This is a genomic window from Luteibacter sp. UNCMF331Sha3.1 (assembly GCF_900109915.1).
In the GTDB taxonomy this organism is placed as follows: Bacteria; Pseudomonadota; Gammaproteobacteria; order Xanthomonadales; family Rhodanobacteraceae; genus Luteibacter.
This window is the reverse complement of the sequence record NZ_FOBU01000002.1, coordinates 889,182-913,847: the sequence shown is the minus strand read 5'-3', so window position 1 is coordinate 913,847 and position 24,666 is coordinate 889,182. Positions and strand designations below refer to the sequence as shown.

The following is a 24,666-nucleotide window of genomic DNA, read 5'->3' as shown; positions in this document are numbered from 1 at the left end:
ATCAGACTTTGGTGATGGCCAGCTGCTCGACGATACGAGCGACCGAGGCATCCATCAGGTGGACGAGCGGTTCGGGCCAGATGCCGAAGACGAGCACGCCGGCGGCGAACGCGCCCAGCATGAAGATCTCGCGACCGTTGACGTCCTTCAGCTCCGCGACGTGCTTGTTGGTGATGTCGCCCCAGAGGACGCGCTTCACCATCCACAGCGTGTACGCCGCGCCGATGATCAGCGTGAACGCCGCGAACAGCGCGATCCACGGATTGGCGCTGAACGCCGCCAGGATCACCATGAACTCGCCGACGAAGCCGCTCGTGCCCGGCAGGCCGCTATTGGCCATGGCGAACAGCACATAGAACGGCGCGAAGATCGGCATCACGTTGATGACGCCGCCGTAGTCCTTGATCTGACGCGAATGAAGGCGATCGTAGAGCACGCCGATGCAGCTGAACATCGCACCCGAGATGAAGCCGTGCGAGATCATCTGCACCATCGCGCCCTGCATGCCCAGGCGGGCCGCGTCGGGATCGTTGGTTTCGCGAACGAGCAGGAAACCGATGAAGATACCCAGCGTGACGAAGCCCATGTGCGCGATGGACGAATACGCCACCAGCTTCTTCATGTCCTGCTGCACGAGCGCGATGTAGCCGATGTAGCAGACGGCGATCAGGCTGAGCACGATCACCAGCCACGCGAACTCGTGCGAGGCGTCCGGCGTGATGGGCAGGCTGAAGCGGAGGAAACCGTAGCCGCCGATCTTCAGCATCACCGCCGCCAGCACCACCGAACCGCCGGTGGGCGCTTCGACGTGGGCGTCGGGCAGCCACGTGTGCACGGGCACCATCGGCACCTTGATCGCGAAGCCCAGCAGGAAGGCGAAGAACAGCCAGCTCTGCTCGGTCAGCGTCAGGTGGACGTTGGCCATGTCCGACATGGCGAAGCTGCCGCCGGTCTTGTGATACAGGTAGATCAGGCCGATCAGCATGAAGATCGAGCCGAAGAACGTGTAGATGAAGAACTTCAGCGTGGCGTAGACGCGACGCGGTCCACCCCAGATACCGATGAGGATGAACATCGGGATCAGCATGGCTTCGAAGAACACGTAGAACAGCAACGCGTCCGTCGCGCAGAACACGCCGATCATCATGCCTTCGAGAATCAGCATCGCGGCCATGTACTGGTGCGGCTTGTTCTGGATGACTTCCCACGCACCGACGATGACCAGGATCTGGACGAAGGTGGTGAGGATGATCAGGGCGACGGAAATACCGTCGACCGCCAGCGAGTAGTTGATCCCCAGCGACGGGATCCAGCTCATCGATTCGTTGAGCTGGAGCGTGCCGCTGGCGGCATCGTAGGCAGGCAGGAGGGCAAGGCTGGCGGCGAACGTGGCGACCGCCACCAGCAGCGAGATCCAGCGGGCGAGGCCTGGGCGACCGGCGCCGGCCAGCAGCACCGGGATGGCGCCGACGACCGGGAGCCAGATCAGCAGGCTGAGCAAGTGATTCGACATAGAGCTCGTTTCCCTTATTGCCCGATCAGCCAGTACCCGCCCAGGAGCAGGATGAGGCCGAGGATCATGGCGAAGGCGTAGTGGAAGAGGAATCCGGATTGCAGGCGACGGGTGCCGCTCGCGATGCGCTGCACGAGGCCGGCCGAGCCGTTCACGATGGCACCGTCGATGATGGCGGCATCGCCCACCTTCGCGAGGCCTTCGCCGAGCTTCACGCCGCCCTTCGCGAACACCGCGAAGTAGAGTTCATCGATCCAGTACTTGTGGTTGAGCAGTTCGTACACCGGCTTGAGCGCGCGCTTCGCCTTGTCGGCGATGGACGGATTGAACAAGTACACGTAGGTCGCGACGGCGAAGCCCGCGAAGGCCAGCCAGAACGGTGCGGCGGTAAAGCCGTGGATACCCATGTTCAGCGCGCCGTGGAACTCGTGCGCGAGCTCGCCCAGAACATTGTTCTCTTCGTTGACGTGGATGGCCTTGCCGAACCAGTCGCCGAACAGCATCGGACCGACGGTGAAGAAGCCGATCAGGATCGACGGGATGGCCAGCAACACCAACGGCACCGTCACCACCCAGGGCGACTCGTGCGGCGCGTGCTCGAGCACACCCGGCGTGTGGTGGCCATGGTCGTCGTGGTGGTGGTCGTCATGGCCGTGGCCATGCGCCTGGTGCTCCACCGTGAAACGCTCCTTGCCGTGGAAGGTCATGTAGAGCAGGCGGAAGCTGTACAACGACGTGACGAACACACCGGCCAGCACGCAGAAGTAAGCGTAGTTGGCGCCCCAGCGATGCGACTCGCCGACGGCTTCGATGATCGCGTCCTTCGAGTAGAAGCCCGAGAAGAACGGCGTGCCGGCGAGAGCCAGCGAACCGATCCACATCGTGATCCACGTGACCGGCATGTACTTGCGCAGGCCACCCATGTAGCGCATGTCCTGCTCGTGGTGCATGCCGATGATCACCGAACCGGCACCGAGGAACAGCAGCGCCTTGAAGAAGGCGTGGGTCATGAGGTGGAACACGGCGCCGCTATAGGCGGAGACGCCCAGCGCGACGGTCATGTAGCCGAGCTGCGACAGCGTGGAGTACGCGATCACGCGCTTGATGTCGTTCTGCACGATGCCGATCAGGCCCGTGAACAGCGCGGTGGTGGAACCGATGACGAGGATGAACGACAGCGCGGCGTCCGTCAGCTCGAACAGCGGCGACATGCGGGCGACCATGAAGATGCCCGCGGTCACCATCGTGGCCGCGTGGATCAGCGCCGAGATGGGGGTCGGGCCTTCCATCGAATCGGGCAGCCACACGTGCAGCGGCACCTGGGCCGACTTGCCCATGGCACCGATGAACAGCAGGATGCCGATCACCGTGGCGGCATCCCACGCATGGTTCTGCGTGATCTGCAGCGTCTTGCCCACGAGCGTCGGTGCCGCGTCGAACGCGGTCTGGTAATCGAGCGTCTTCAGGAAGAACAGGATCGCCGCGATGCCGAGCAGGAAACCGAAGTCGCCCACGCGGTTGACGAGGAACGCCTTGAGGTTCGCGAAGATCGCGGTCGGCCGCTTGTACCAGAAGCCGATCAGCAGGTACGACACCAGGCCCACCGCTTCCCAGCCGAAGAACAGCTGCATGAAGTTGTTGCTCATGACGAGCATCAGCATCGAGAAGGTGAAGAGCGAGATGTAGCTGAAGAACCGCTGGTAGCCCGGGTCGTCCGCCATGTAGCCGATGGTGTACAGATGCACCAGCAGCGACACGAAGGTGACCACCACCATCATCATGGCGGTGAGGCGGTCGACCATGAAGCCGACCGAGGCGTGGTAGTTGCCGATCTCGAACCAGGTATAGACGTCCTGGTTGAAGTTCTGCGCACCGCCCCAGACGAGCTGGTAGAGGACGTGGAAGGACAGGCCGCAGGCGATCGCCACGCCGAGCAGCGTGACGGTGTGCGCCCCTGCCCGGCCGATGACGCGTCCGAACAGGCCGGCCAGGATCGAGCCCACCAGCGGTGCGAGCGCGATCGTCAGCAGGATTGAAAGCGAGAGACTCATCGGATCAACCCTTCATGCTGTCGATTTCGGCGACGTTGATCGTGCTGCGATTGCGGAACAGCAGGACCAGGATCGCCAGGCCGATGGCGGATTCCGCCGCGGCCACGGTGAGGATGAAGAACACGAAGACCTGGCCGCCGACGTCGCCGAAGAAGCGCGAGAAGGCCACGAAGTTCGTATTCACCGCGAGGAGCATCAGCTCGATCGCCATGAGCAGCACGATCACGTTCTTGCGGTTGATGAAGAGCCCGGCGACCGCGATACAGAAGAGGATCGCGCCGAGGACGATGTAATGGGAAAGCGTGATCACGGGGCATTCTCCTGCGGGGGCGCGACGACCGGAGCCGGCGAGACCGAAGCCGGGCGTTCGACCGGCACCTTGACGACGCGGACGCGGTCGGTGGCCTGCACGGCGACCTGCTGGCTGGCCGACTGGTGACGTACACCGAGGCGCTGGCGCAACGTCAGGGCGACGGCGGCGACGATACCCACGGTGAGGATCAGCGCGGCGATTTCGAACGGCAGCAGGAACTCGGTGTAGAGCGCCTGGCCCAGCCATGCGACGTTGGACTCACCGGCCGGGTTGGGACCCAGGGTATGCCCCGCCATCGCCTTCACGCCGATCATGGCGAGCATTTCGGCAAGCATGACCAGGGCCACGACGATGCCGACGGGCAGGTAGCGGATGAAGCCCTCGCGGACGACCTCCTGCTTGATGTCGAGCATCATCACCACGAACAGGAACAGCACCATCACCGCGCCGACGTAGACGACCACGAGGGCGATGGCGAGGAACTCGGCTTCGGCCAGCAGCCAGACGCAGGCCATGCTGAAGAAGGTCAGCACCAGCGAGAGCACGGCATGCACCGAGTTCTTCACGGAGATGACCATCAGGGCGCCAATGACGGCCACGCCACCGAAGAGGTAGAAACAGATGAGTTGGAGCAGATCGGTATTCATCGCATAGGTCTCTTCGGCGCTCAGCGGTAAGCCGCGTCCTGAGCGCGGGCGGCAGCGATGTCCTGCTCGAATCGGTCACCGATGGCCAGCAGCTGGCTCTTGGTGACCACGTTCTCGCCACGGTGCTCCATGTGGTACTCGTGCACGTGCGTCTCGACGATGGAGTCGACCGGGCAGCTCTCTTCGCAGAAGCCGCAGAAGATGCACTTGAACAGGTCGATGTCGTAACGCGTGGTGCGGCGCTGACCGTCCTCGGGGCGCGGCGCCGAGTCGATGGTGATCGCGAGCGCGGGGCACACGGCCTCGCACAGCTTGCACGCGATGCAGCGCTCTTCGCCGTTGGCGTAGCGACGCAGGGCGTGCAGGCCACGGAAGCGGTTCGACTTCGGGATGTGCTCGAAGGGATAACGCATCGTGTACTTCGGGCTGAACATGTAGCGCATGGTCAGACCCATGCCCTTGAACAGCTCGAGGAGCAGGAGGCTCTTGAGATAGTGGGTTACGCGGGACATGGCTCTTTAGGCTCCCGTGCCGATGTGGACCCAGCCGAAATACTTCATGCAGCCGGCGACGAGGACCCACACGATGGTGATGGGGATGAAGACCTTCCAGCCGAGACGCATGATCTGGTCGTAGCGGTAGCGCGGGAAGCTCGCGCGGAACCACAGGAACAGGAAGGCGAAGACGAAGACCTTGGCGAACAGCCAGAGGAAGCTGGCGTGGCCGATGACGCCCCACGATTCGGGGAACGGCGAGAGCCAGCCGCCGACGAACAGGATCGAGGAGAGGAAGCTCACCAGGATCATGTTGGCGTATTCGGCCAGGAAGAACAGCGCGAACGGCGAGCCCGAATACTCCACGTGGAAACCGGCGACGATTTCCGATTCGCCTTCCGCCACGTCGAACGGAGCGCGGTTGGTTTCCGCCACGCCCGACACGAAGTAGATGACGAACACCGGCAGCAGCGGAATCCAGTACCAGCTCAGCGCGCCGCCCGCCTGGGCGTCGACGATGGCCGTCAGGTTGAGGCTGCCCGTGAGCACCAGGACGCACACGATGGACATGCCCATCGCCAGTTCGTACGAAATGACCTGCGCGGCCGCACGCATGGCGCCGAGCATCGCGTAGCGCGAGTTGGACGCCCAGCCGGCGAGGATGATGCCGTAGACGCCCATCGAGGTCATGGCCAGCAGGTAGAGCACGCCGGCGTTGACGTTGGCGAGCACCACGCCCGGGCTGAACGGCACCACGGCCCACGCGCACAGCGCCGGCACGAGGGCCAGCATCGGTGCGAGGTAGTAGAGGAACCGGTTCGCGTTGGTGGGAAGGATGACTTCCTTCAGCAGCAGCTTGACGACGTCCGCGAAGGCCTGCAGCAGGCCGGCGGGGCCGACCTTGTTGGGCCCCATGCGCACGTGCATCCAGCCCAGCACCTTGCGCTCCCACCAGACGTAGAGCGCGACGCCGACGACGAGCGGCAGCACGATCGCCAGGATGAAGAGCACCGGCAGCAAGAGGTGGTCGAAGAGTTGATCGGCCATGGTTTACGCCTTGCTCAGGGTGATGGCCGCGCCGTACGGGGGCAGCATCGCGGTTTCGGAATGCGCGGCCTCGATCCACGCGGCGCCGGCAGGCACCGCGGCCTCGATCGCCACCGGCAGCACGGCGTCGCCGAGACGCGCGTTGCCGCCGTCGACGAGACCCAGCGCGCCGGCGTCGTCCGCGTTGATGCGGATGGCGGCCGGACGGTTCAGCGGATGCGCGTTCAGCGCGCCGGCACGGCGAAGCACCGCGTCGACGCGATAGATCGGCGTGGTGGCCAGTCGCGAGAACGACACGCCGGAGGCGCGCTGCGCGAGCTGCTGACGCACCTCGGACGGGCGCTCCACGAGGCCGTCACGCAGGCCTGCGAGATCGTCGAACTCGAAGCCCGGCAGGCCCAGCGAACCGCCGAGCGCGCGCAGCACCTTCCATCCGGCGCGAGCCTCGCCCGGCGCCTTCGCACCGGCGGCGACCGCCTGAGCGTTGCCTTCGACGTTGACGAGCGTGCCGTCGATTTCCGGCGTGAGGCCGATCGGCAGGATGACGTCCGCGGAGTCCTTCAGCGCGTCGCTCGCATACGCGGCGAACGCGACCACGGTCTGCGCCGAGTGCATCGCCTGCTGCGCGAGCGCGCCGTCGGCGAAGTCGTGCGGCGGCTCCACGTTGTAGAGGATGTAACCCTTGCGCGGCTGCGCCAGCATGGCGCGCGCATCGAGTCCACCGGCGGTCGGCATGACGCCCACCGAGGCCAGGCCCAGCGCGTTCGCGCCGACCGGGATCTCGTTGTACGCGGCACCCGCGGCCTGCGCGATGAAGCGAGCGATCGCGCGCAGCCAGGAGGCTTCCGGATGCGTGACCGCGGCCTGGCCGAGGATCACCACGGCACCGTCGGTCGACAGTGCCTTGTACGCGGCACGGTGCGCGTCGGTGGTCTCGACACCGCCCAGGGCGGCGCCGATCGACTCCGGCACGGCGGCGCCGTTCTCGGCGGCGGCCTTGGCCAGCACCAGCAGCTCGTTCACCAGCGCGTGCGGCGCGGCGACCGACTCGCCGGCCAGCGGGTAGTTGAAGTTGAAGTGCGCCGGGTTGACGGCATACACCTTCGCGCCCAGCTTCACCGCCTGACGGATGCGGTGGTTGAGCAGCGGCACTTCGTTACGCAGGTCGGAACCGACCAGCAGCGCCGACTTCACCTTGTCGAACGAGGCAATCGTCGAAGCGAACGGCTTCGCGAACGCGTTGTCGGCGAAGTCGAGCTGACGCAGGCGATGATCGACGTGCGCGGTGCCGAGGCCGCGCGCGAGACGGACGATGAGTTCGCCCTCCTCGTTCGAGGTGGCGCCGTGCACGAGCACGCCCAGATCGGAGCCGGCGACGCTCTTGAGCGCTTCGCGGGCGACCGACAGCGCGTCGTCCCACGTGGTGGTCGCCCACTGGCCGTTGCGCTTGACCATCGGCGCCTTGACGCGATCCGCGGCGTACAGGCCCTGGTGGCTGTAACGGTCGCGGTCGGAGAGCCAGCACTCGTTGATGGTTTCGTTGTCGCGCGGAACGTTACGCAGCACTTCGCCGCGACGCGTGTGCATCCAGAGGTTGGAGCCCAGCGCGTCGTGGTAGCCGACGGACGGACGGGCGATCAGTTCCCAGGCACGCGCCTGGAACTGGAACGGCTTGTTGGTCAGCGCGCCGACCGGGCAGACGTCGATGATGTTGCCCGACAGTTCGCTCTCGATCGTCTTGCCGATGTAGGTGCCGATCTCCAGGCCTTCGCCACGGCTCATGCCACCGAGTTCGTACGTGCCGGCGATCTCGCTGGTGAAGCGGACGCAGCGCGTGCACTGGATGCAGCGCGTCATCTCGGTCGCGATCAGCGGCCCGAGGTTCTCGTCGGCCACCGTGCGCTTGCGCTCGTTGTAACGCGACACCGAACGGCCGTAGCCGAGCGAGACGTCCTGCAGTTCGCACTCGCCGCCCTGATCGCAGATCGGGCAGTCGAGCGGATGGTTGATGAGCAGGAATTCCATCACGTTGCGCTGCGACTTCAGCGCCTTGTCCGACCGCGTGAAGACCTTCATGCCCTCGCCCACCGGCGTGGCGCAGGCCGGGGCCGGCTTGGGCATCTTCTCGATTTCCACCAGGCACATGCGGCAGTTGGCGGCGATCGGAAGCTTGCGGTGGTAGCAGAAGCGCGGGATGGGGATACCGACGGCATCGGCCGCCTGGATGATCATCGACCCCTTGGCGACCTGCACCGGGACGCCGTCGATCTCGATGTTGACGAGATCCGGCGCGGCATTGGCTACGGGCTGCGCACTCATGCAGCGACTCCAGTGGTGACCGTGTCAGCCGGGCCGTCGACGATGGAGCGGCCGTGCTGCACGTAGTATTCGAATTCGTGCCAGAAGTGGTACAGGAAGCCCTGCACCGGCCACGCGGCGGCTTCGCCGAACGCGCAGATGGTGTGGCCCTCGATCTGACCGGCGACCGCCTTCAGGCGATGCAGATCGTCTTCGGTACCCTTGCCTTCCACGATGCGCGACAGCACGCGGTGCATCCAGCCGGTGCCTTCGCGGCACGGCGTGCACTGGCCGCACGACTCGGCCATGTAGAAGCGCGAGATGCGATGGCAGGCCCGGACCATGCAGGTGGTTTCGTCCATCACGATCACGGCACCGGAACCCAGACCCGAACCCGCCTTCTGCAGCGAGTCGTAGTCCATGGTGCATTCCATGATCTTCTCGGCCGGCAGCACCTTCATCGAGGAGCCGCCCGGGATCACCGCCTTGAGCTTGTTGCCGCCGCGAACGCCGCCAGCCATCTGCAGCAGGTCGGCGAACGACGTACCCAGGCGGATCTCGAAGTTGCCCGGATTGTTCACGTGGCCGGAGACCGAGAAGATCTTCGGGCCGCCGTTGTTCGGCTTGCCGAGGTTGAGGAACCACTCCGCGCCGTTGCGCAGGATCGCCGGCACCGAGGCATACGTCTCGGTGTTGTTGATCGTGGTCGGACGACCGTACAGGCCGAAACCGGCCGGGAACGGCGGCTTGAAGCGCGGCTGGCCCTTCTTGCCTTCCAGCGATTCCATCAGCGCGGTTTCTTCGCCGCAGATGTACGCGCCGGCGCCGAGGGCGTTGTAGATGTCGACGTCGATACCCGAACCGCCGATGTCCTTGCCCAACAGACCCGCGGCGTAAGCTTCCTTCAGGGCTTCTTCGATGTGCTCGAACGGCTCGTGATGGAATTCGCCACGCAGGTAGTTGTAGGCGACGGTCGAGCCGGTGCAGTAGCACGCGATCGCCAGGCCTTCGATGACCGAATGCGGGTTGAAGCGCAGGATGTCGCGGTCCTTGCAGGTACCCGGCTCGGATTCGTCCGAGTTGCACAGGATGTACTTCTGGCCCGGTGCGTTGCGCGGCATGAAGGACCACTTCAGGCCCGTGGGGAAGCCTGCGCCGCCGCGGCCACGCAGCGAACTCTTCTTGATCTCTTCGATCAGTGCGGCCGGATCCGGCTTCTCGGCGAGGATCTTGCGCCACGCCTTGTAACCGTCGACCTTCTCGTAGTTCTCGAGGGCCCACGGCTTTTCGAAGTGCAGGGTCGTGTAGACGACCTGATGTTCCTGCGGTGCGGGTCCGACGGGACCGGTGGTGCTAGCCATTGCCCTTACCTCACTTCAGACCGTCGAGGATCGCGTCGACCGATTCGGCCGTCAGCTTCTCGTGGTAGTGACCGTTGACGACCATCATCGGGGCGCCGGCGCATGCCGCCAGGCACTCCTCTTCCTGCTTGAGGTAGATACGGCCATCGGCCGTGCTCTCGCCGGTCTTGATGCCGAGTTTCTTCTCGCAATGGCGAACGAGGCCTTCGGCGCCGTTGAGCCAGCAGGAAATGTTGGTGCAGATGGCGACGTTGTTGCGGCCGACGGGGGTCGTCTCGAACATCGAGTAGAAGCTCGCGACTTCGTAGGCCCAGATCGGCGGCAGGTCGAGGTACTTCGCGACCGCGGTGATCAGTTCGTCGGTGAGGTAACCGACGTTCTGCTCCTGAGCGGCCATGAGCGCCTGGATCAGCGCCGAGCGCTTGCGGTCCGGCGGGAACTTGGACACCCAATGATCGATGTGGGCGCGGGTGTGATCGTTGAGCACGGTGGACGGATCGACGTCCTTCACCTGCTCGAAATGACCGGTGGCTTTCATGATTCAGTTCACTCCGTCGACTTAGCGGTCGACTTCGCCGAAAACGAGATCGTAGGTGCCGATCATCGCGACGACGTCGGCGAGCATGTGGCCCCTCACGATCGCGTCCATCGAAGACAGGTGCGCGAAGCCGGGCGCGCGCAGATGCACGCGGAAGGGCTTGTTCGCACCGTCGGACACGAGGTAGCAGCCGAATTCACCCTTCGGGGCCTCGACGGCGGAGTACGTCTCGCCGGCCGGCACGCCATAGCCCTCGGTGAAGAGCTTGAAGTGGTGGATGAGCGCTTCCATGTCGTTTTTCATTTCTTCACGACTGGGCGGCGCGACCTTGTAGTTCTGCACCATCACCGGACCCGGGTTGGCCTTCAGCCACTCGACGCACTGGCGGATGATGCGGTTGGACTGACGCATTTCCTCGACGCGCACGAGGTAACGGTCGTAGCAGTCGCCGTTGACGCCGACCGGGATGTCGAAATCCATCTGGTCGTACGCGGCATAGGGCTGCTTCTTGCGAAGATCCCACGCGATACCGGAGCCGCGCAGCATCGCGCCGGTCATGCCCCAGGCCTGCGCCTTCTCCGGATCGATGATGCCGATGCCGACCGTGCGCTGCTTCCAGATGCGGTTGTTCGTCAGCAGCGCTTCGTATTCGTCGACGCGCTTCGGAAAGTCGTTCGTGAACTCGGTGAGGTAGTCGAGCATCGAACCTTCGCGCCAGGCGTTCAGGCGCTTGAGGTCGCCGCCCTTGTGCCACGGCGATTCGCGATACTGCGGCATCTGTTCCGGCAGGTCGCGGTAGACGCCGCCCGGACGGTAATACGTGGCGTGCATGCGCGCGCCCGACACCGCCTCGTAGACGTCCATCAGTTCTTCGCGTTCACGGAACGCGTAGAGGAACACGGCCATGGCGCCGAGATCGAGCGCGTTCGAGCCCACCCACATGAGGTGGTTGAGGATACGCGTGATCTCGTCGAACATCGTGCGGATGTACTGCGCGCGAACCGGCGCCTCGATCCCCATGAGGTTTTCGATGGCGCGCACGTAGGCGTGCTCGTTGCACATCATCGACACGTAGTCGAGGCGATCCATGTAACCGATGGACTGGTTGAACGGCTTCGATTCGGCGAGCTTCTCGGTGCCACGGTGCAGCAGGCCGATGTGCGGATCGGCACGGACGATGGTCTCGCCGTCCATTTCCAGCACGAGGCGCAGCACGCCGTGCGCAGCGGGATGCTGCGGGCCGAAGTTCATCGTGTAATTGCGGATTTCTTCCACGGCTTAATTCTCCCGCCAGTGATCGGCGGATTCCGCCCTGGCCTGATCGAGGTCGGCGTCGTTGCGGATCGTGCGCGGCACCAGCACGCGCGGCTCGATCGAAACCGGTTCATAGACGACGCGTTTCTGTTCGGCGTCGTAGCGGACCTCGACGTTGCCGATCAGCGGAAAATCCTTGCGGAACGGATGACCCACGAAACCGTAGTCGGTGAGGATGCGGCGCAGATCCGGATGGCCATCGAAGATGATGCCGAACAGATCGAATGTCTCGCGCTCGAACCAGTCGGCGCCCGGCCAGATCGGCACGATCGACGGAACGACCGGGAACGCGTCGTCCTCGCAGAACGCGCGCAGGCGAATGCGCTGGTTGAGTTCGACCGAAAGCAGGTGGATGACCGCCGCGTAGCGACGCGGCTGCTCGACCCCACGCGGACGCTCGGCCCACGTGAAGCGGCCGACGGCCTGGCCTTCCACGCCGCGCGAGAAGCTGTCGCCCTGCGCGGTGTCGGTGTCCCACTCGGTCTGGCCGTAGCTCAGGTAATCCACGCCACACACGTCGATGACGGTGGTGAAGCGGAAGCCCGATTCGTCCCGCAGAGCCGTGGCGACGGAGATCAGGTCGCGCGGAGACACCTCGGCGGTGACTTCGTTGCGCTCGACCTTCACCGCCAGCATGTCGCCGAAGCGCGCGGCGAGGCGTTCGACCAGCGAGGTCTCGTTAGTAACGCTCATGTGCGAAGCCCTGTTAGCGCGCGATCGTGTGGGTGCGACGGATCTTCTTCTGCAACTGCAGGATGCCGTGGATCAGCGCTTCGGCCGTCGGCGGGCAACCCGGCACGTAGATGTCGACCGGAACGATGCGATCGCAGCCGCGCACGACCGAATAGGAATAGTGGTAATACCCGCCGCCATTGGCGCACGAACCCATGGAGATGACCCACTTCGGCTCGGGCATCTGGTCGTAGACCTTGCGCAGCGCGGGGGCCATCTTGTTGACCAGCGTGCCGGCGACGATCATGACGTCGGACTGGCGCGGGCTCGGACGGAACACGACGCCGAACCGATCGAGATCGAGACGTGCCGCGCCGGCGTGCATCATTTCCACCGCGCAACAGGCCAGGCCGAAGGTCATCGGCCACATGGAACCCGTGCGTGCCCAGTTCATCAGCGCGTCGACGCTGGTGACGCCGAAGCCGCGCTGCGGGAGCGGCGCGTCGCCGTTCGGACGGATGATGTCGTCGACGAGGTTCAGCGGTTCCGGGTTGTGCATCACCCGGTCGATCTTGGTCATCACTCCCATTCGAGTGCTCCCTTCTTCCAGACGTAGGCGAAACCGACCACGAGAAGGGCCAGGAACAGGGCCATCTCGATCAGCGCGATCGCGCCGATCTTGTCGAACACCACCGCCCACGGAAACAGGAAAGCGATTTCGAGGTCGAAAATGATGAAGAGGATCGCGATCAGGTAGTAGCGCACGTCGAACTTCATGCGCGCGTCTTCGAAGGCCTCGAAGCCGCACTCGTAAGGCGAGAGCTTGTCGGCGTCCGGCCGACGCGGCCCGGCGAGCATGCCGAGCACCATCAGGACGATACCTAGGCCTGCGGCCACGGCGATGAACAAAAGGACGGGCCAATATTGGGCAAGCACGATGCTGCGTACCTCCGCGCCTCACTGGGCGCATCAGTGACCGTCGGCGGGGACGAGCGGTCCGGCTAGTGTCGCCGGAGCTTTTATCAGATCGATCCAAACGGTTCGATCCGAGCCGGCGCGATAGGCGCGCCAACGACTCCGGATATCCACAATCTCACGTTGGGGAACCGACCTATTGTACCAGTGCGTGCAGGTATCGCGACAAGTATTAACGAGGGGAAAACTGCATCGGATGCGCGTCGTCGCAGGGTTTCGCGCCCCGATGGGCCACAAGGGGCCCGATGCGTCACATCGTCTGGGTCGGACGCTCGGACGCGAGCGTGCCCGCGAGCAGGCCCTCGATACGCTGCCGGGCGGCCTCGCTCTCGGGCGATTCGTTGAATTGCACGCCGACGCCAGCCGTGCGGTTGCCCTGGGCCCCCACCGGGGTGATCCAGACGACCTTGCCCGCCACGGAGACGCGCTCGTTCTCGTCGATCAGCGTCACCAGCAGCGCCACCTCGTCGCCGAGGCTGTAGCGCTGGGCCGTCGGCGCGAACAGGCCGCCGGTCTTGAGATAGGGCATGTACGAGATGTACAGGGAATTCACGTCCTTGATCTTCAGCGAGAGGATGCCCTGTCGCGGCGAGGAGCTGATGGCATTCATGGACGAAGGATTCCCTGGAGTCGAGGCATGCTAACTAGCCGGCGGGCCGGGCCACAAGCCCGGCGGGATCGGGCTCCTGCCCTGCCCAGCCGTAGCGGTCGTAGATCCACGGCGTGGACAGGTCCGCCGTGAGCTTGACGAAGGTGGGGCCGTTGCCGTCGCGGAGCGGCAGCAGCCAGGCGTCGCCCGAACGTTGCAGGGGTGCCCGAGCCCAGGGCCAGATCGCCACGCCCTGCCCGTCCGCCAGGATCAGCCGGACCCGCCGGCGCGCGAGCGGGCCCGGCCGCCAGGGCAGCCGCAGCACACCGCCGACCGGCGGCGGCGAAGGCCGGTCGAAGCGCTCCGGGCGCGAGGCGATGCCCAGCATCCGTTTCCGGCTCAGGGCCATCTGCGTGTGGTGTTCCAGTACCGCCGCGCGCTTGACGGCCTGGCGCTGGGGATCGGCATCGGGCACGACGAGCTCGTCGGCCGGCGAACGCTCGGTCCCGTGCACCATGTACGTCAGCACGTCCGCAAGGCTGCCGGCAGCCGACAGAGCCAGCCTGGCCAGCACGTGGGCGGAGCTGTGATCCGGGTGGGCGTCGCCAAGATCGGGCATCACCACCAGGTTCGGCCGGGTTCGCTCGATCACGCGCCTGACCGCGGCCACGGAGGTCGCGTGGCGCTCCCGCAGTTCCGTGGTCACCTGCATGTCGTGCCACCCCATGGCGTGGAGATGATCGGGGCCGACGCCGAGCCGGGCGAGCGCCGAGGCGACCTCCTGCCGGCGGCGCGCGCCCCACCGGGCACGGGCGCGGGCGTCGACCACGATGCGACGCTCGAGCCAGCGTTGCGGCCATGGATTGTCGTCGCCATCGGTCAGCAGGAGCACGTCGACCCGGCCGCCCGCCGCAAGGGTGCGCTGGATCAACAGGCCCGCGGCCAGCGACTCGTCGTCGGGATGCGGCGCGACGACGAGGAGGCGGGTGCTGCCGTCGATGGTGGGGTGGCGGGGCACGGAGGATCCTGTGAACGGCATGTCGACCCGATTAGGACCGAACGCGCGATAAGAGCGCGTCAACGCCAGGCGGCGATCAGTTCGAGCAGCACGAGGTCGACGCGAAGCGGCCCGCGCAGCGCATCGCGCGCACGATTGGCGCGGCCATACCAGGCGTCGAGCCCTTCGTCGTCGAGCTGGCTGTCGAGCGGCCGGGCCGAGCCCGAGGCACGGGCGCGCAGTTCGTCCGTGGCCGCCTGCGCGGCGAACCAGAGGTAGCGCGACGGATCGGCGGCCTGCCAGCGCTTGACCACCTCCATGGCGTCGCCGCGGCCGGCGGCGAGTGCCTTGAGGTCATGGCGCACCTCGCCGCGCTGTTTCAGCGCGCCGTCGGTCGCCCATGCGCGCGCCATGCCGGGATTGCCGCCGGCCGCGTCCAGGGCCGCCGGCGCGTCGGCGACGGCTTCCGCGCGCAGCCAGGCGAGCGAGGCATCGCGCGACGGCGGCAGGAAGTCGATGCGCTGGCAACGGCTGCGAATGGTGGCGGGAAGGCGCGCCGGCTGGTCGGCGACGAGCGCCAGCAGCGTCGACGGGGTCGGTTCTTCCAGCGTTTTCAGGAGGGCGTTCGCCGCCGCCGCGTTCATCGCGTCGGCCGGATCGATCGTCACGACCTGCCATCCGCCGAACTGGCTCGCCATGGACAGCCGTTGCGAAAGATCGCGAATCTGGTCGACCACGATCTCGCTGCGCGTGACGCCGTCCTTGCGCAGCCCGAACGACAGCGTCACGACGTCCGGATGCGTGCCAGCCGCCACGAGCTGGCAGCTACGGCACACGCCACAAGCCATGCCGTCGGCGGATTGCTGGCACAGCAGCCCCTTGACGAACGCGGCGAGGAAGTCGCGTTTGCCGAGCCCCGCGGCGCCCGCGAGCAACAGGGCGTGCGGAAGGGCGTCGCGTTCACGACGCGCCTGCAGCCGGGCCCAGGCGTCGGCATGCCATGGCCGCAGGCTCACGATGTCGCTCCGTCGAAAAGCCCGGCCAGGCCGGCGATGGCCTGAGCGAGCACGTCGTCGGGCGCCGCGCTGGCGTCGAGCACCCGGAAACGGGCCGGCTCCGACGCCGCGAGATCGCGATAACGGCCACGAACGCGTTCGAAAAACGCATCGCCCTCGACCTCGATGCGATCGGCTTCGCCGCGCCCCGCCGCACGGGCCCGGCCAGTGGCCACCGGCAGGTCGAGCAGAAGGGTCACGTCGGGCTTCAGACCCGATGCCGCCCAGCGTTCCAGTTCGGCGATGCGTTCGACGGGCTGGCCGCGGCCGCCGCCCTGATAGGCGTAGCTCGCATCGGTGAAGCGGTCGCAAAGTACCCACCGGCCCGCGGCCAGCGCGGGCTCGATCACCTGCCGCACCAGCTGGGCACGCGACGCGAACATCAGCAGCAGCTCGGCCTCGGCGGTGAGCTCGTTGTTGGCGGCGTCGAGCACGACGCCCCGGACCGCCTCGCCCACGGCCGTACCGCCGGGCTCCCGCGTCACCACGAGGTCGACGCCCTGCGCGCGCACATGGGTTTCGAGTCCACGCAGCAGCGTGCTCTTGCCGGCGCCTTCGCCGCCTTCGAGGGTGATCAGTCGGCCGCGCTGGAGAGAGGTCACTGGCATCGTTTCAACTGGTAGCAGGCCACGGCCCGGTTGTGGTCCGACAGGGTCGACGAAAACACGTGACTGCCATCGCCACGCGCCACGAAGTACAGCTCGTCGCCCGGTGCGGGATGCAGCGCCGCCTGGATCGCCGCCCGTCCCGGCAGGGCGATGGGCGTCGGCGGCAGGCCGGCACGCGTGTACGTATTGTAGGGGGTGTCGGTGGTGAGGTCGCTCTTGTGGATGTTTCCACCGTAGGCGGCACCCATGCCGTAGATCACCGTGGGATCGGTCTGCAGCAAGATATGCTGCTGCAGGCGACGAACGAATACCCCGGCGATGCGCGGACGCTCGTCCGCCCTGCCCGTTTCCTTTTCCACGATCGAGGCGAGGATCAGGGCCTCGTAGGGCGATGCCAGCGGCACGCTCCTGTCGCGATCGTTCCACGCCGCGTCGAGGGTCTTCGCCATCGCCGCGTGGGCGCGCTTCAGAAGGCTCGACTCCTTGTCGCCCTTCACGTAGGCGTACGTTTCCGGAAGGAAGCGACCTTCCGGGTGCTCGCCTTCCGCACCGAGCGACGTCATCAGGGCCGCGTCGTCGAGGTCGGCCGTGTCGTGCGTGAGCCGATCCACGGAGGCGAGCGCGCGACGCAGATCCGCGAACGTCCAGCCGTCGACGATGGTGAATTGGCGCTGCATGACCCTGCCGCTGGCCATGTCGGCGATCAGGTCGCGCGGTGTCATGCCGGGACGCAGCGCGTATTCGCCCGCATGCAGCCGGCCGGACGCATGCATCTGCGTTGCGAGAAGGCGCCAGTACAAGGGCGAGGCACCGCTCGCCTTTCGGTTGCGCAGGTCGCGCACGATGTCCTTGAACGACGCACCCCGGGCGACGTCGATGCTCTGCCCCGCCGCGGGAATGCTCAGCGGCGTACGCGCGAAGCGCGCCCAGTCGAACCAGAGCCACGACCCGGCGACGATCGCCGCGAGCACCACCACCAGCAGGATGACTCGCCAGAGGGCGATGCCACGCACTTTCATCGATCGGAATCCTTCGGATCTGAGGGCAAGGGCAACCCGATATCCCGCCAGTGCGCCTGCAACGCGCGCGTCACGGGACCGGGCCGCCATGTCCGGGCGGCGAACGCCCGAACCGGGAGGATGCCGCGAACGGCCGACGTGAGGAAGACCTCGTCGGCCCCGGCGAGTCGCTCAGGGTTCATCGACGACAGCGAGACCGGCCGCAAGGCGGCGATCTCGGCTCTTGCCACGCCGGCCACGCCGCAACGGTCGACCGCGGGCGTGACCAGCGTGTCGCCGAAGACCGCGAACACATTCGCCGACGTCGCGCAGACGACATGGCCGGCCATATCGGTGACCAGGCCTTCGCCGATGGCGTCATCGGACCACTCCGCACGCGCCATCACCTGCTCCAGGCGATTGAGGTGCTTCAGGCCGGCGAGCAGCGGCTGATCGGCGAGGCGTGTTTCGCAGAGGCGAACCGCGATGCCGTCGACGTACGCGGCGGCATCGAGCGCGAGCGGTGCCACCGACACCACGACCCGCGGTCTCGGCGACGACGGCGGCGCGTAACCGCGCTCGCCCGAACCGCGCGTGACCGTCACCCGGACGACGGCATCGGGCATGCCGGCACCGAGGCGCATCGTTTCGTCGTGAAGGCCGGAAAGATCGGGCAGCGGCAGACGCAGGCGTGAACACCCCTCACGCAGTCGTGCGGCGTGGCGTTGCCACAAGGGAATGCGCCCACCGACGAGGCGCAGGGTTTCGAACAGCCCGTCGCCGTACATGAAGCCGCGATCGGACACCGGCACCGTATCGGCGTCGACGAAATCGACGGATATCCGCGCCGTCATGCCTGCCCGAACACGCGCAGCAGGCCTCGCGCCTTCGCGCGCGTCTCGTCGAGTTCGCGCTCGGCGACGGAGTCGGTCACGATGCCCGCCCCCGCGCGCAGCGTGACCGACGCACCGTCGACGGCGAACGTGCGGATGAGGATGTTGAGATCCATGTCGCCGTTGTCGTCGAGATAGCCGAGCGCGCCCGTATAGGCGCCGCGCGCTTCCTGCTCGATGTCGCCGATGATGTCCATGCAGCGCACCTTCGGGCACCCGGTGATGGTGCCGCCGGGAAACGTGGCGGCGATCACCTGGCCCGGCGTCACGTCGGCACGCGCGCGACCGCGCACGTTCGACACGATGTGGTGCACGTGCGCGTAGCTTTCCACCACCATCAGTTCGTCGACCTTCACGCTGCCCGGCACGCACACGCGGCCGAGATCGTTGCGCTCGAGGTCGATCAGCATCACGTGCTCCGCGCGCTCCTTCGGATGCGTGGTCAGCTCGCGGATCCGCGCGACGTCGTCGTCACCGGCGACCCGTGGTCGCGTGCCTGCGATCGGTCGCGTCTGCAATACGCCGTCGCGCGATTCGACGAGCCGTTCGGGCGACGAACTGACGATCGCCCATGACGACTGCTGCAGCATGCCGGCGAACGGCGCCGGATTCGCCGCGCGCAACGCGCGCATCAGGCTGGCCGGTGCAGGTGGCTCGGCGAAGGTCGCCGTCCAGCGACGCGACAGGTTGACCTGGAAGACGTCGCCCGCCAGCAGGTGCTCGTGCACGCGTCGAACGCCGTCCAGGAAGCGGACGGGCTCGTCTTCCTCGACCGCGACCGGCAGGGCGAGTGGCACGTCGACCGACGGCGCGTCGAGGTCCGCCGCGAGGATGTCCAGCCACGCCGCCGCGCCTTCTTCCGCCACCAGGATCGTGCGCTGCTCGACGTGATCGACGATGACCGCCGCGGGCGCGCGACGCGCGAACGCCACCGGCGCGTGGCCGTCGGCCACCGGCAGTCGCAGGCTCGGCTCGATCTGTCCGACGAGTTCGTAGGCGAGGTAGACGACCCAGCCGCCATGGAAAGGCAGGCCGTCGTCGACACGCGGCCGGCGACGCGTCGACCAGGCGGCATCGAGCGCGTCGAGGAACGTACCGGCCACGGGCGTGCCGTGCTCGTCGCGCGTGACACCGTCGGACGACAGCGTCAGCGACGCGTCGCCCGCGACGAAAAGCAGGTCGAACCGCGACTGCGGCGTGCCCGTGACGGCGCTGGCGAGCAGCGCGATGTAACGCTGCGGATACGACGCGGCCGGCGCGAGGAGATCGCGCCGGCCGGCGAGGGTTCGCGTGACGAAGGCCAACGCGTCAGACGCGACGGAAGACGAGCGTGCCGTTGGTGCCGCCGAAACCGAACGAGTTCGACATCACGACGTCGAGATCGGCCTTCTCGGCCTTGTCCGGCACGAGGTCCATGCCGAGCGCGGCGACTTCCGGATCGAGCTCGACGAGGTTCATCGTCGGCGGCATCACGCCATCGCGCAGCGCGAGGATCGAGAAGATCGCCTCGACGCCGCCCGCGGCACCCAGCAGGTGACCCGTGACCGACTTCGTGGAACTGACCGCGAACTTGCCCTTCTTCGTGGCGTGCTCGCCGAACACGTTGCGGATGGCCTTGGCTTCGCCAAGGTCGCCCACCGGCGTCGACGTGCCGTGCGCGTTGACGTACTGCACTTCTTCCGGCTTCAGGCCGGCGTCGTGCAGCGCGTTGCGCATGGCCAGTTCGGCACCGTCGCCGCTCGGCGCGGTGATGTGGTACGCGTCGCCGCTCATGCCGAAACCGGCGAGCTCGGCGAGGATGGTGGCGCCGCGCGCCTTGGCGAACTCGTATTCTTCGAGCATGAGCATGCCCGCGCCGTTCGACAGCAGGAAGCCGTCGCGGCCGCTGTCCCACGGACGGCTGGCGTGCGCCGGATCGTCGTTGCGCGTGGACATCGCCTTGGCCGAGCAGAAGCCAGCCATCGCGGTCGGGGTGGTCGCGAACTCGGCGCCGCCGGCCAGCATCGCGTCGGCGTCGCCGTACTGGATGAGGCGCATGGCCATGCCGATGTTGTGAGCGGCCGTGGTGCAGGCGGACACGAGGGCGATGTTCGGACCCTTCATGCCGTGGTAGATCGACAGGTTGCCGGCGACCATATTGATGATGGAGCTCGGCACGTAGAACGGCGACACCTTGCGCGGACCCTTTTCGGCCAGCTCGAGTGCCGTCGCCTCGATGGTGTGCAGGCCACCGATGCCGGCGCCGGCGGCGACGCCGATGCGACCCGCGTTCTCTTCGGTGACGACGAGGCCCGACTGACGGAACGCATGCGTACCGGCGACGATGCCGTAATGGATGAAGGGATCCATCCGCTTGAAGTCTTTCGCGATCGCGCGGCGCTCGTCGTCCGGCGCATCGGTGCCGGCGAAGTAGGCGTCGACGGGATCGAAGCCCTTCACCTCGCCCGCGATGCGGGTGGTGTAGGCGCTGGCGTCGAATTCGGTGACAGGGCCGATGCCGCTGTTGCCTTCGACGACGTTTTTCCAGGCGGTGGCGAGATCGTTACCGACCGGCGAGATGATGCCCATGCCGGTCACTACCACACGTCGCTTACTCATGCGTTCTCATCCTTCACTTGTTCCGCGCAACCATACGCGGGCGCAGGTTGCGTAAGACGCAAACGAAAACTGCGCCTAAAGGCGCAGCTTCCGTGTCGCTCGGAGATCGACGGGAGGCACGCCTCCGATCGACGACCAGTCGGTTGATCAGGCCTTGACGTGCGCCTTGACGTAATCGACCGCCTGCTGAACCGTCGTGATCTTCTCGGCTTCTTCGTCCGGGATCTCGCACTCGAATTCTTCTTCGAGGGCCATCACCAGCTCGACGGTGTCGAGCGAGTCGGCGCCCAGATCGTCAACGAACGAAGCGTTGGTGGTGACTTCATCTTCCTTCACGCCCAGCTGTTCAACGACGATCTTCTTGACGCGCTCTTCGATGGTGCTCATGTTGCCTTTACCTCCCGAGGGGAAAATCCGGCGGCATTGTAGTAGCTAGGGATAGGCCCCGCCAACATGCCGCCGTCACGTGAATGGCGCCCGGTTTTCGTTTCCCAGGCGCGAAATGAGGATTGTCTCTCAAAAACGGGCCGTTGGCGACTGCCATCGGCCGGAACCCGTCAGGGCATGTACATGCCGCCGTTGACGTGCAGCGTCTCACCGGTGACGTACCGGGCGGCCGGCGACGCCAGGAAGGCGACGGCCTCGGCGATATCGCTCGCTTCGCCCAGGTGCCCCAGCGCGATTCCGCTCAGCAGCGCCTCGCGCTGCTCGTCCGGCAGGGCCCGGGTCATGTCGGTGTCGATGAAGCCCGGCGCCACCACGTTCACCGTGATGCCGCGGGAACCGATCTCACGCGCGAGCGACTTGGAGAACGCGATGATGCCGGCCTTCGCCGCCGCGTAGTTCGCCTGGCCGGGGTTGCCGGTGACGCCGACGACCGACGCGATGCTGACGATGCGACCCTTGCGCGCCTTCATCATGCCGCGCATCACGGCTTTCGAGGTGCGGAACACGGACGTCAGGTTCGTGTCCATGATCACGCTCCAGTCCTCTTCCTTCATGCGCATCAGCAGCTGGTCGCGCGTGATGCCCGCGTTGTTCACGAGAATCGACACGGCACCGGATTCCTTCGCGATGCCATCGACGAGCGCGTCGATCGCGGCGGGATCCGTCACGTCGAGCACACGGCCGTGGCCACCATGCGCGGCGAGGCGATCGCCGATGGCCTTCGCGCCGCTCTCGCTGGTGGCGGTGCCGTAGACGGTGGCGCCAAGCGCGGCCAGGCGATCGGCGATGGCGGCGCCGATGCCGCGGCTGGCACCGGTGACGAGGGCGACTTCGCCCTGCAGGGAAGCAGTCATGGGAGATCCTTTGTAAGACGTGTTCAGACGGGCGCGAGCGTCGCGTCGAGATCGGCCGGGGCGCCGATGGCCTTGCCATCGATCGACTTGTCGATACGTTTGATGAGGCCGGTGAGCACCTTACCCGGGCCGCATTCGAGCGTCTGGACGATTCCAGCCGCCGCGAGCGCCTGCACGCATTCGGTCCAGCGCACCGGCAGGTAGAGCTGGCGCATCAGCGCGCCACGGATGTCGTCGATGGAGGCATGGACTTTCGCGTCGGCATTCTGCACGACGGGAATCGAGGGCATCGTCCAGGCGATGGACGCCATGCGCTCGCCGAGCCGTTCGGCGGCATCGCGCATCAGCATGCAATGCGACGGCACGGAAACGGCAAGCTTCACGGCCTTCTTCACACCGAGCTCGGCAAGACGGGCGATGACGCGATCCACCGCTTCCGCGTGACCGGCGATCACGAGCTGGCCCGGCGAATTGAAGTTGGCCGGTGCCACGACCTGCCCCTGCGCCATCTCCTCGCAGACCTGTGCGATCTGCGCATCGTCGCCACCGAGAATCGCGGCCATCGCGCCCACGCCCGGGGGCACGGCGGCCTGCATCAGGCGGCCGCGCTCGGCCACGAGCCCGGCCGCGTCCTTGAGGGAGAGCGCACCAGCGGCGACCAGCGCGCTGTATTCACCCAGGCTGTGGCCGGAAAGAAGTGCGGGCATGGCGCCGCCCTGCTTCACCCACACGCGCCACACGGCGACGCTCGCGGCCAGCAGGGCCGGCTGCGTGTTCTCGGTGCTGTTGAGTCGCTCCTCGGGGCCGTTCTGGCTGATGTCCCACAGATCGACACCGGCGCCCTGCGACGCTTCGTCGAAGGTGGCCCTGACCTCGGGGTGCGCCGCGGCGAGTTCGGCGAGCATGCCGACGGTCTGCGAACCCTGGCCGGGGAAAACGAAGGCGAGCGAGGCGCTGGATGAGGTCATGCGAAACGATTCCGGGGCGTCAAACCGCGCATGGTGCCAGCAACCCATGGACGAATGCACCATTCGCAGGCGTACGCGGCTACCGCGACCGCTTGCGGTGGGAGCCAGCAGGCTGGCTCCCACCCGGATGCTAGTACCGCAGCAGCGCCGAGGCCCAGGTGAAGCCGCCGCCGAAGGCCTCGAGCAGCAGGTTCTGGCCGCGCTTGACCTTGCCCGAACGCACGGCGTAGTCGAGCGCCAGCGGGACGGAGCCGGCCGAGGTGTTGGCGTGCTTGTCGACGGTGACGATCACGCGGTCCATCGACATGTTGAGACGCTTCGCGGTGGCTTCGATGATGCGGAGGTTCGCCTGGTGCGGAATCAGCCAGTCGACTTCCTCTTCCTTCATGCCGGCGTCCTCGAGGGTCTCGCCCACGAGCGAATCGAGGGTCTTCACCGCGACCTTGAACACCTCACGGCCCAGCATGTTGATGCGCACGCCATGGTTCGGCGCGTCCGTGAAGCCGGCCGACACGCCCACCGGGTTGAACAGCAGGTGCTTGAAGCCACCGTCGGCACGCATGCGCGTGGTGAGGATGCCCGGCTCGTCGGAGGCTTCGAGCACCACGGCGCCGGCACCATCGCCGAACAGCACGCAGCTCTCGCGCTCGGTCCAGTCGACCATTCGGGTCAGCGTCTCCGCGCCGATCACCAGCGCCTTCTTCGACTGACCGCTGCGAACGAACGCGTTGGCGATGCCCAGCGCGTAGACGAAGCCCGAGCACGCGGCATTGACGTCGAACGCGGCGCAGCCGTTCGCACCGAGACGGTGCTGCACGAGGCACGCGGTGGACGGGAAGATGATGTCGGGCGTGGTGGTGCCGAGGATGATCAGGTCGATCTCGGACGCCTTGACGCCGGCCGCCTCGAGCGCGCGCTGCGCGGCAAGAAAGGCGAGGTCGCCGGTGGTTTCACCGTCGGCGGCGACGTGGCGCTCGGTGATACCAGTGCGCGTGCGGATCCACTCGTCGCTCGTCTCGACGATTTTTTCGAGGTCGGCATTGGTCAGCACTTTGTCGGGAAGTGCGCTGCCGGTACCGATGATGCGGGCGTATTTCAGGACCGTATCCCCATGCAAGGGAAAACTCGCCCGGACGCGATCGACAGGCCCGGGGCCGGAATGAATCGGTATGCCACAAACGCAAAACGGCGCGTTACCGCGCCGCCTGCGTGGTGATCGTCCCTACGACGGGAAGATCAGTCCTCGACTTCGACCGCGCCGCGGGTGTCGATGACCTTCTTACCACGGTAGAAGCCATCCTTCGTCACGTGGTGACGCAGGTGGACTTCACCGCTCGTCGGATCGGTCGACAGCTGCACGGTCGACAGCGCATCGTGCGAACGGCGCATGCCGCGGGTGGACGGGGTCTTGCGGCTCTTGGCAACGGCCATGGCGA

At 66.5% G+C, this 24,666-nt stretch carries 26 protein-coding genes; all 26 read right to left on the bottom strand.

The features are described from left to right. Position 1: 1 nt before the first annotated feature. A complete protein-coding gene (locus tag BMX32_RS12585; protein ID WP_089979309.1) occupies positions 2–1,513 on the bottom strand; it encodes an NADH-quinone oxidoreductase subunit M in 1,512 nt (503 codons plus the stop codon). A 14-nt stretch (positions 1,514–1,527) separates the two neighbouring features. Continuing rightward, positions 1,528–3,564, bottom strand: coding sequence for an NADH-quinone oxidoreductase subunit L (nuoL, locus tag BMX32_RS12580; RefSeq protein ID WP_089979308.1), 2,037 nt, complete (start codon positions 3,562–3,564; stop codon positions 1,528–1,530). A gap of 4 nt (positions 3,565–3,568) precedes the next feature. Continuing rightward, complete coding sequence (gene nuoK / locus BMX32_RS12575) at positions 3,569–3,874, bottom strand: NADH-quinone oxidoreductase subunit NuoK (protein WP_036112219.1); 306 nt, start codon at positions 3,872–3,874, stop codon at positions 3,569–3,571. Continuing rightward, entirely contained in the window at positions 3,871–4,524 is a 654-nt protein-coding gene (locus BMX32_RS12570; RefSeq protein ID WP_089979307.1) for an NADH-quinone oxidoreductase subunit J, read from the bottom strand. The genes nuoK and BMX32_RS12570 overlap by 4 nt, the downstream gene beginning before the upstream one ends. A 20-nt stretch (positions 4,525–4,544) precedes the next feature. Beyond that, entirely contained in the window at positions 4,545–5,036 is a 492-nt protein-coding gene (nuoI, locus tag BMX32_RS12565; protein WP_029213450.1) for an NADH-quinone oxidoreductase subunit NuoI, read from the bottom strand. Positions 5,037–5,042: 6 nt separating this feature from the next. Further along, on the bottom strand, positions 5,043–6,065 hold the full coding sequence (gene nuoH, locus BMX32_RS12560; RefSeq protein ID WP_029213449.1) for an NADH-quinone oxidoreductase subunit NuoH: 1,023 nt from the start codon (positions 6,063–6,065) through the stop codon (positions 5,043–5,045). 3 nt (positions 6,066–6,068) lie between these two features. Beyond that, positions 6,069–8,384, bottom strand: coding sequence for an NADH-quinone oxidoreductase subunit NuoG (gene nuoG, locus BMX32_RS12555; RefSeq protein WP_089979305.1), 2,316 nt, complete (start codon positions 8,382–8,384; stop codon positions 6,069–6,071). Then, positions 8,381–9,724 (bottom strand): NADH-quinone oxidoreductase subunit NuoF, encoded by a 1,344-nt coding sequence (gene nuoF / locus BMX32_RS12550; protein WP_089979304.1) that lies wholly within the window; start codon positions 9,722–9,724, stop codon positions 8,381–8,383. Before nuoF ends, nuoG begins: the two co-directional genes overlap by 4 nt. Positions 9,725–9,734: 10 nt before the next feature. Continuing rightward, the gene (nuoE, locus tag BMX32_RS12545; protein ID WP_029213446.1) at positions 9,735–10,262 is read right to left on the bottom strand and encodes an NADH-quinone oxidoreductase subunit NuoE; all 528 of its coding nucleotides are present in this window, start codon (positions 10,260–10,262) and stop codon (positions 9,735–9,737) included. A gap of 21 nt (positions 10,263–10,283) precedes the next feature. Beyond that, the gene (locus BMX32_RS12540; protein WP_244511563.1) at positions 10,284–11,513 is read right to left on the bottom strand and encodes an NADH-quinone oxidoreductase subunit D; all 1,230 of its coding nucleotides are present in this window, start codon (positions 11,511–11,513) and stop codon (positions 10,284–10,286) included. Positions 11,514–11,540: 27 nt separating this feature from the next. Then, positions 11,541–12,269: an NADH-quinone oxidoreductase subunit C gene (locus BMX32_RS12535; RefSeq protein WP_029213444.1), complete on the bottom strand. Its 729-nt coding sequence runs from the start codon at positions 12,267–12,269 to the stop codon at positions 11,541–11,543. A gap of 13 nt (positions 12,270–12,282) precedes the next feature. Next, entirely contained in the window at positions 12,283–12,837 is a 555-nt protein-coding gene (locus BMX32_RS12530) for a NuoB/complex I 20 kDa subunit family protein (protein ID WP_029213443.1), read from the bottom strand. After that, positions 12,828–13,184: an NADH-quinone oxidoreductase subunit A gene (locus tag BMX32_RS12525; protein WP_029213442.1), complete on the bottom strand. Its 357-nt coding sequence runs from the start codon at positions 13,182–13,184 to the stop codon at positions 12,828–12,830. Before BMX32_RS12525 ends, BMX32_RS12530 begins: the two co-directional genes overlap by 10 nt. Positions 13,185–13,473: 289 nt before the next feature. Next, positions 13,474–13,833 (bottom strand): PilZ domain-containing protein, encoded by a 360-nt coding sequence (locus BMX32_RS12520; RefSeq protein WP_029213441.1) that lies wholly within the window; start codon positions 13,831–13,833, stop codon positions 13,474–13,476. Positions 13,834–13,867: 34 nt separating this feature from the next. Further along, entirely contained in the window at positions 13,868–14,830 is a 963-nt protein-coding gene (locus BMX32_RS12515) for a PIG-L deacetylase family protein (protein ID WP_170843645.1), read from the bottom strand. A gap of 59 nt (positions 14,831–14,889) precedes the next feature. Further along, positions 14,890–15,825: a DNA polymerase III subunit delta' gene (gene holB / locus BMX32_RS12510; RefSeq protein WP_089979300.1), complete on the bottom strand. Its 936-nt coding sequence runs from the start codon at positions 15,823–15,825 to the stop codon at positions 14,890–14,892. After that, positions 15,822–16,472: a dTMP kinase gene (gene tmk, locus BMX32_RS12505; RefSeq protein ID WP_089979299.1), complete on the bottom strand. Its 651-nt coding sequence runs from the start codon at positions 16,470–16,472 to the stop codon at positions 15,822–15,824. The genes holB and tmk overlap by 4 nt, the downstream gene beginning before the upstream one ends. Continuing rightward, positions 16,463–17,491: an endolytic transglycosylase MltG gene (gene mltG / locus BMX32_RS12500; protein ID WP_049808623.1), complete on the bottom strand. Its 1,029-nt coding sequence runs from the start codon at positions 17,489–17,491 to the stop codon at positions 16,463–16,465. Before mltG ends, tmk begins: the two co-directional genes overlap by 10 nt. After that, positions 17,488–18,324 (bottom strand): aminodeoxychorismate lyase, encoded by an 837-nt coding sequence (pabC, locus tag BMX32_RS12495; protein WP_089979297.1) that lies wholly within the window; start codon positions 18,322–18,324, stop codon positions 17,488–17,490. Before pabC ends, mltG begins: the two co-directional genes overlap by 4 nt. Next, on the bottom strand, positions 18,321–19,667 hold the full coding sequence (locus tag BMX32_RS12490; RefSeq protein ID WP_029213436.1) for an aminodeoxychorismate synthase component I: 1,347 nt from the start codon (positions 19,665–19,667) through the stop codon (positions 18,321–18,323). The genes pabC and BMX32_RS12490 overlap by 4 nt, the downstream gene beginning before the upstream one ends. Before the next feature lie 4 nt (positions 19,668–19,671). Continuing rightward, positions 19,672–20,961 (bottom strand): beta-ketoacyl-ACP synthase II, encoded by a 1,290-nt coding sequence (gene fabF, locus BMX32_RS12485; RefSeq protein ID WP_029213435.1) that lies wholly within the window; start codon positions 20,959–20,961, stop codon positions 19,672–19,674. Positions 20,962–21,108: 147 nt separating this feature from the next. Continuing rightward, entirely contained in the window at positions 21,109–21,348 is a 240-nt protein-coding gene (acpP, locus tag BMX32_RS12480; RefSeq protein ID WP_029213434.1) for an acyl carrier protein, read from the bottom strand. 170 nt (positions 21,349–21,518) lie between these two features. Further along, positions 21,519–22,262: a 3-oxoacyl-ACP reductase FabG gene (fabG, locus tag BMX32_RS12475; protein ID WP_089979296.1), complete on the bottom strand. Its 744-nt coding sequence runs from the start codon at positions 22,260–22,262 to the stop codon at positions 21,519–21,521. 23 nt (positions 22,263–22,285) lie between these two features. Continuing rightward, complete coding sequence (gene fabD, locus BMX32_RS12470; RefSeq protein WP_089979295.1) at positions 22,286–23,230, bottom strand: ACP S-malonyltransferase; 945 nt, start codon at positions 23,228–23,230, stop codon at positions 22,286–22,288. Between the two features lie 130 nt (positions 23,231–23,360). After that, the gene (locus BMX32_RS12465; protein ID WP_029213431.1) at positions 23,361–24,329 is read right to left on the bottom strand and encodes a beta-ketoacyl-ACP synthase III; all 969 of its coding nucleotides are present in this window, start codon (positions 24,327–24,329) and stop codon (positions 23,361–23,363) included. A 137-nt stretch (positions 24,330–24,466) separates the two neighbouring features. Further along, the gene (gene rpmF / locus BMX32_RS12460) at positions 24,467–24,661 is read right to left on the bottom strand and encodes a 50S ribosomal protein L32 (protein ID WP_029213430.1); all 195 of its coding nucleotides are present in this window, start codon (positions 24,659–24,661) and stop codon (positions 24,467–24,469) included. Positions 24,662–24,666: the final 5 nt, after the last annotated feature.

Excerpts from the sequence above, each read along its gene's own strand:
- nuoF (WP_089979304.1), bottom strand. The coding sequence starts at position 9,724 with ATGGCTAGCACCACCGGTCCCGTCGGACCCGCACCGCAGGAACATCAG.
- nuoH (WP_029213449.1), bottom strand. The coding sequence starts at position 6,065 with ATGGCCGATCAACTCTTCGACCACCTCTTGCTGCCGGTGCTCTTCATC.
- BMX32_RS12520 (WP_029213441.1), bottom strand. The coding sequence starts at position 13,833 with ATGAATGCCATCAGCTCCTCGCCGCGACAGGGCATCCTCTCGCTGAAG.
- BMX32_RS12535 (WP_029213444.1), bottom strand. The coding sequence starts at position 12,269 with ATGAGCGTTACTAACGAGACCTCGCTGGTCGAACGCCTCGCCGCGCGC.
- fabF (WP_029213435.1), bottom strand. The coding sequence starts at position 20,961 with ATGAGTAAGCGACGTGTGGTAGTGACCGGCATGGGCATCATCTCGCCG.
- BMX32_RS12585 (WP_089979309.1), bottom strand. The coding sequence starts at position 1,513 with ATGTCGAATCACTTGCTCAGCCTGCTGATCTGGCTCCCGGTCGTCGGC.
- fabG (WP_089979296.1), bottom strand. The coding sequence starts at position 22,262 with ATGACTGCTTCCCTGCAGGGCGAAGTCGCCCTCGTCACCGGTGCCAGC.
- acpP (WP_029213434.1), bottom strand. The coding sequence starts at position 21,348 with ATGAGCACCATCGAAGAGCGCGTCAAGAAGATCGTCGTTGAACAGCTG.
- BMX32_RS12530 (WP_029213443.1), bottom strand. The coding sequence starts at position 12,837 with ATGGGAGTGATGACCAAGATCGACCGGGTGATGCACAACCCGGAACCG.
- BMX32_RS12540 (WP_244511563.1), bottom strand. The coding sequence starts at position 11,513 with ATGAACTTCGGCCCGCAGCATCCCGCTGCGCACGGCGTGCTGCGCCTC.
- pabC (WP_089979297.1), bottom strand. The coding sequence starts at position 18,324 with ATGACGGCGCGGATATCCGTCGATTTCGTCGACGCCGATACGGTGCCG.
- nuoE (WP_029213446.1), bottom strand. The coding sequence starts at position 10,262 with ATGAAAGCCACCGGTCATTTCGAGCAGGTGAAGGACGTCGATCCGTCC.
- nuoG (WP_089979305.1), bottom strand. The coding sequence starts at position 8,384 with ATGAGTGCGCAGCCCGTAGCCAATGCCGCGCCGGATCTCGTCAACATC.
- nuoI (WP_029213450.1), bottom strand. The coding sequence starts at position 5,036 with ATGTCCCGCGTAACCCACTATCTCAAGAGCCTCCTGCTCCTCGAGCTG.
- fabD (WP_089979295.1), bottom strand. The coding sequence starts at position 23,230 with ATGACCTCATCCAGCGCCTCGCTCGCCTTCGTTTTCCCCGGCCAGGGT.
- nuoL (WP_089979308.1), bottom strand. The coding sequence starts at position 3,564 with ATGAGTCTCTCGCTTTCAATCCTGCTGACGATCGCGCTCGCACCGCTG.
- mltG (WP_049808623.1), bottom strand. The coding sequence starts at position 17,491 with ATGAAAGTGCGTGGCATCGCCCTCTGGCGAGTCATCCTGCTGGTGGTG.
- rpmF (WP_029213430.1), bottom strand. The coding sequence starts at position 24,661 with ATGGCCGTTGCCAAGAGCCGCAAGACCCCGTCCACCCGCGGCATGCGC.
- tmk (WP_089979299.1), bottom strand. The coding sequence starts at position 16,472 with ATGCCAGTGACCTCTCTCCAGCGCGGCCGACTGATCACCCTCGAAGGC.
- BMX32_RS12570 (WP_089979307.1), bottom strand. The coding sequence starts at position 4,524 with ATGAATACCGATCTGCTCCAACTCATCTGTTTCTACCTCTTCGGTGGC.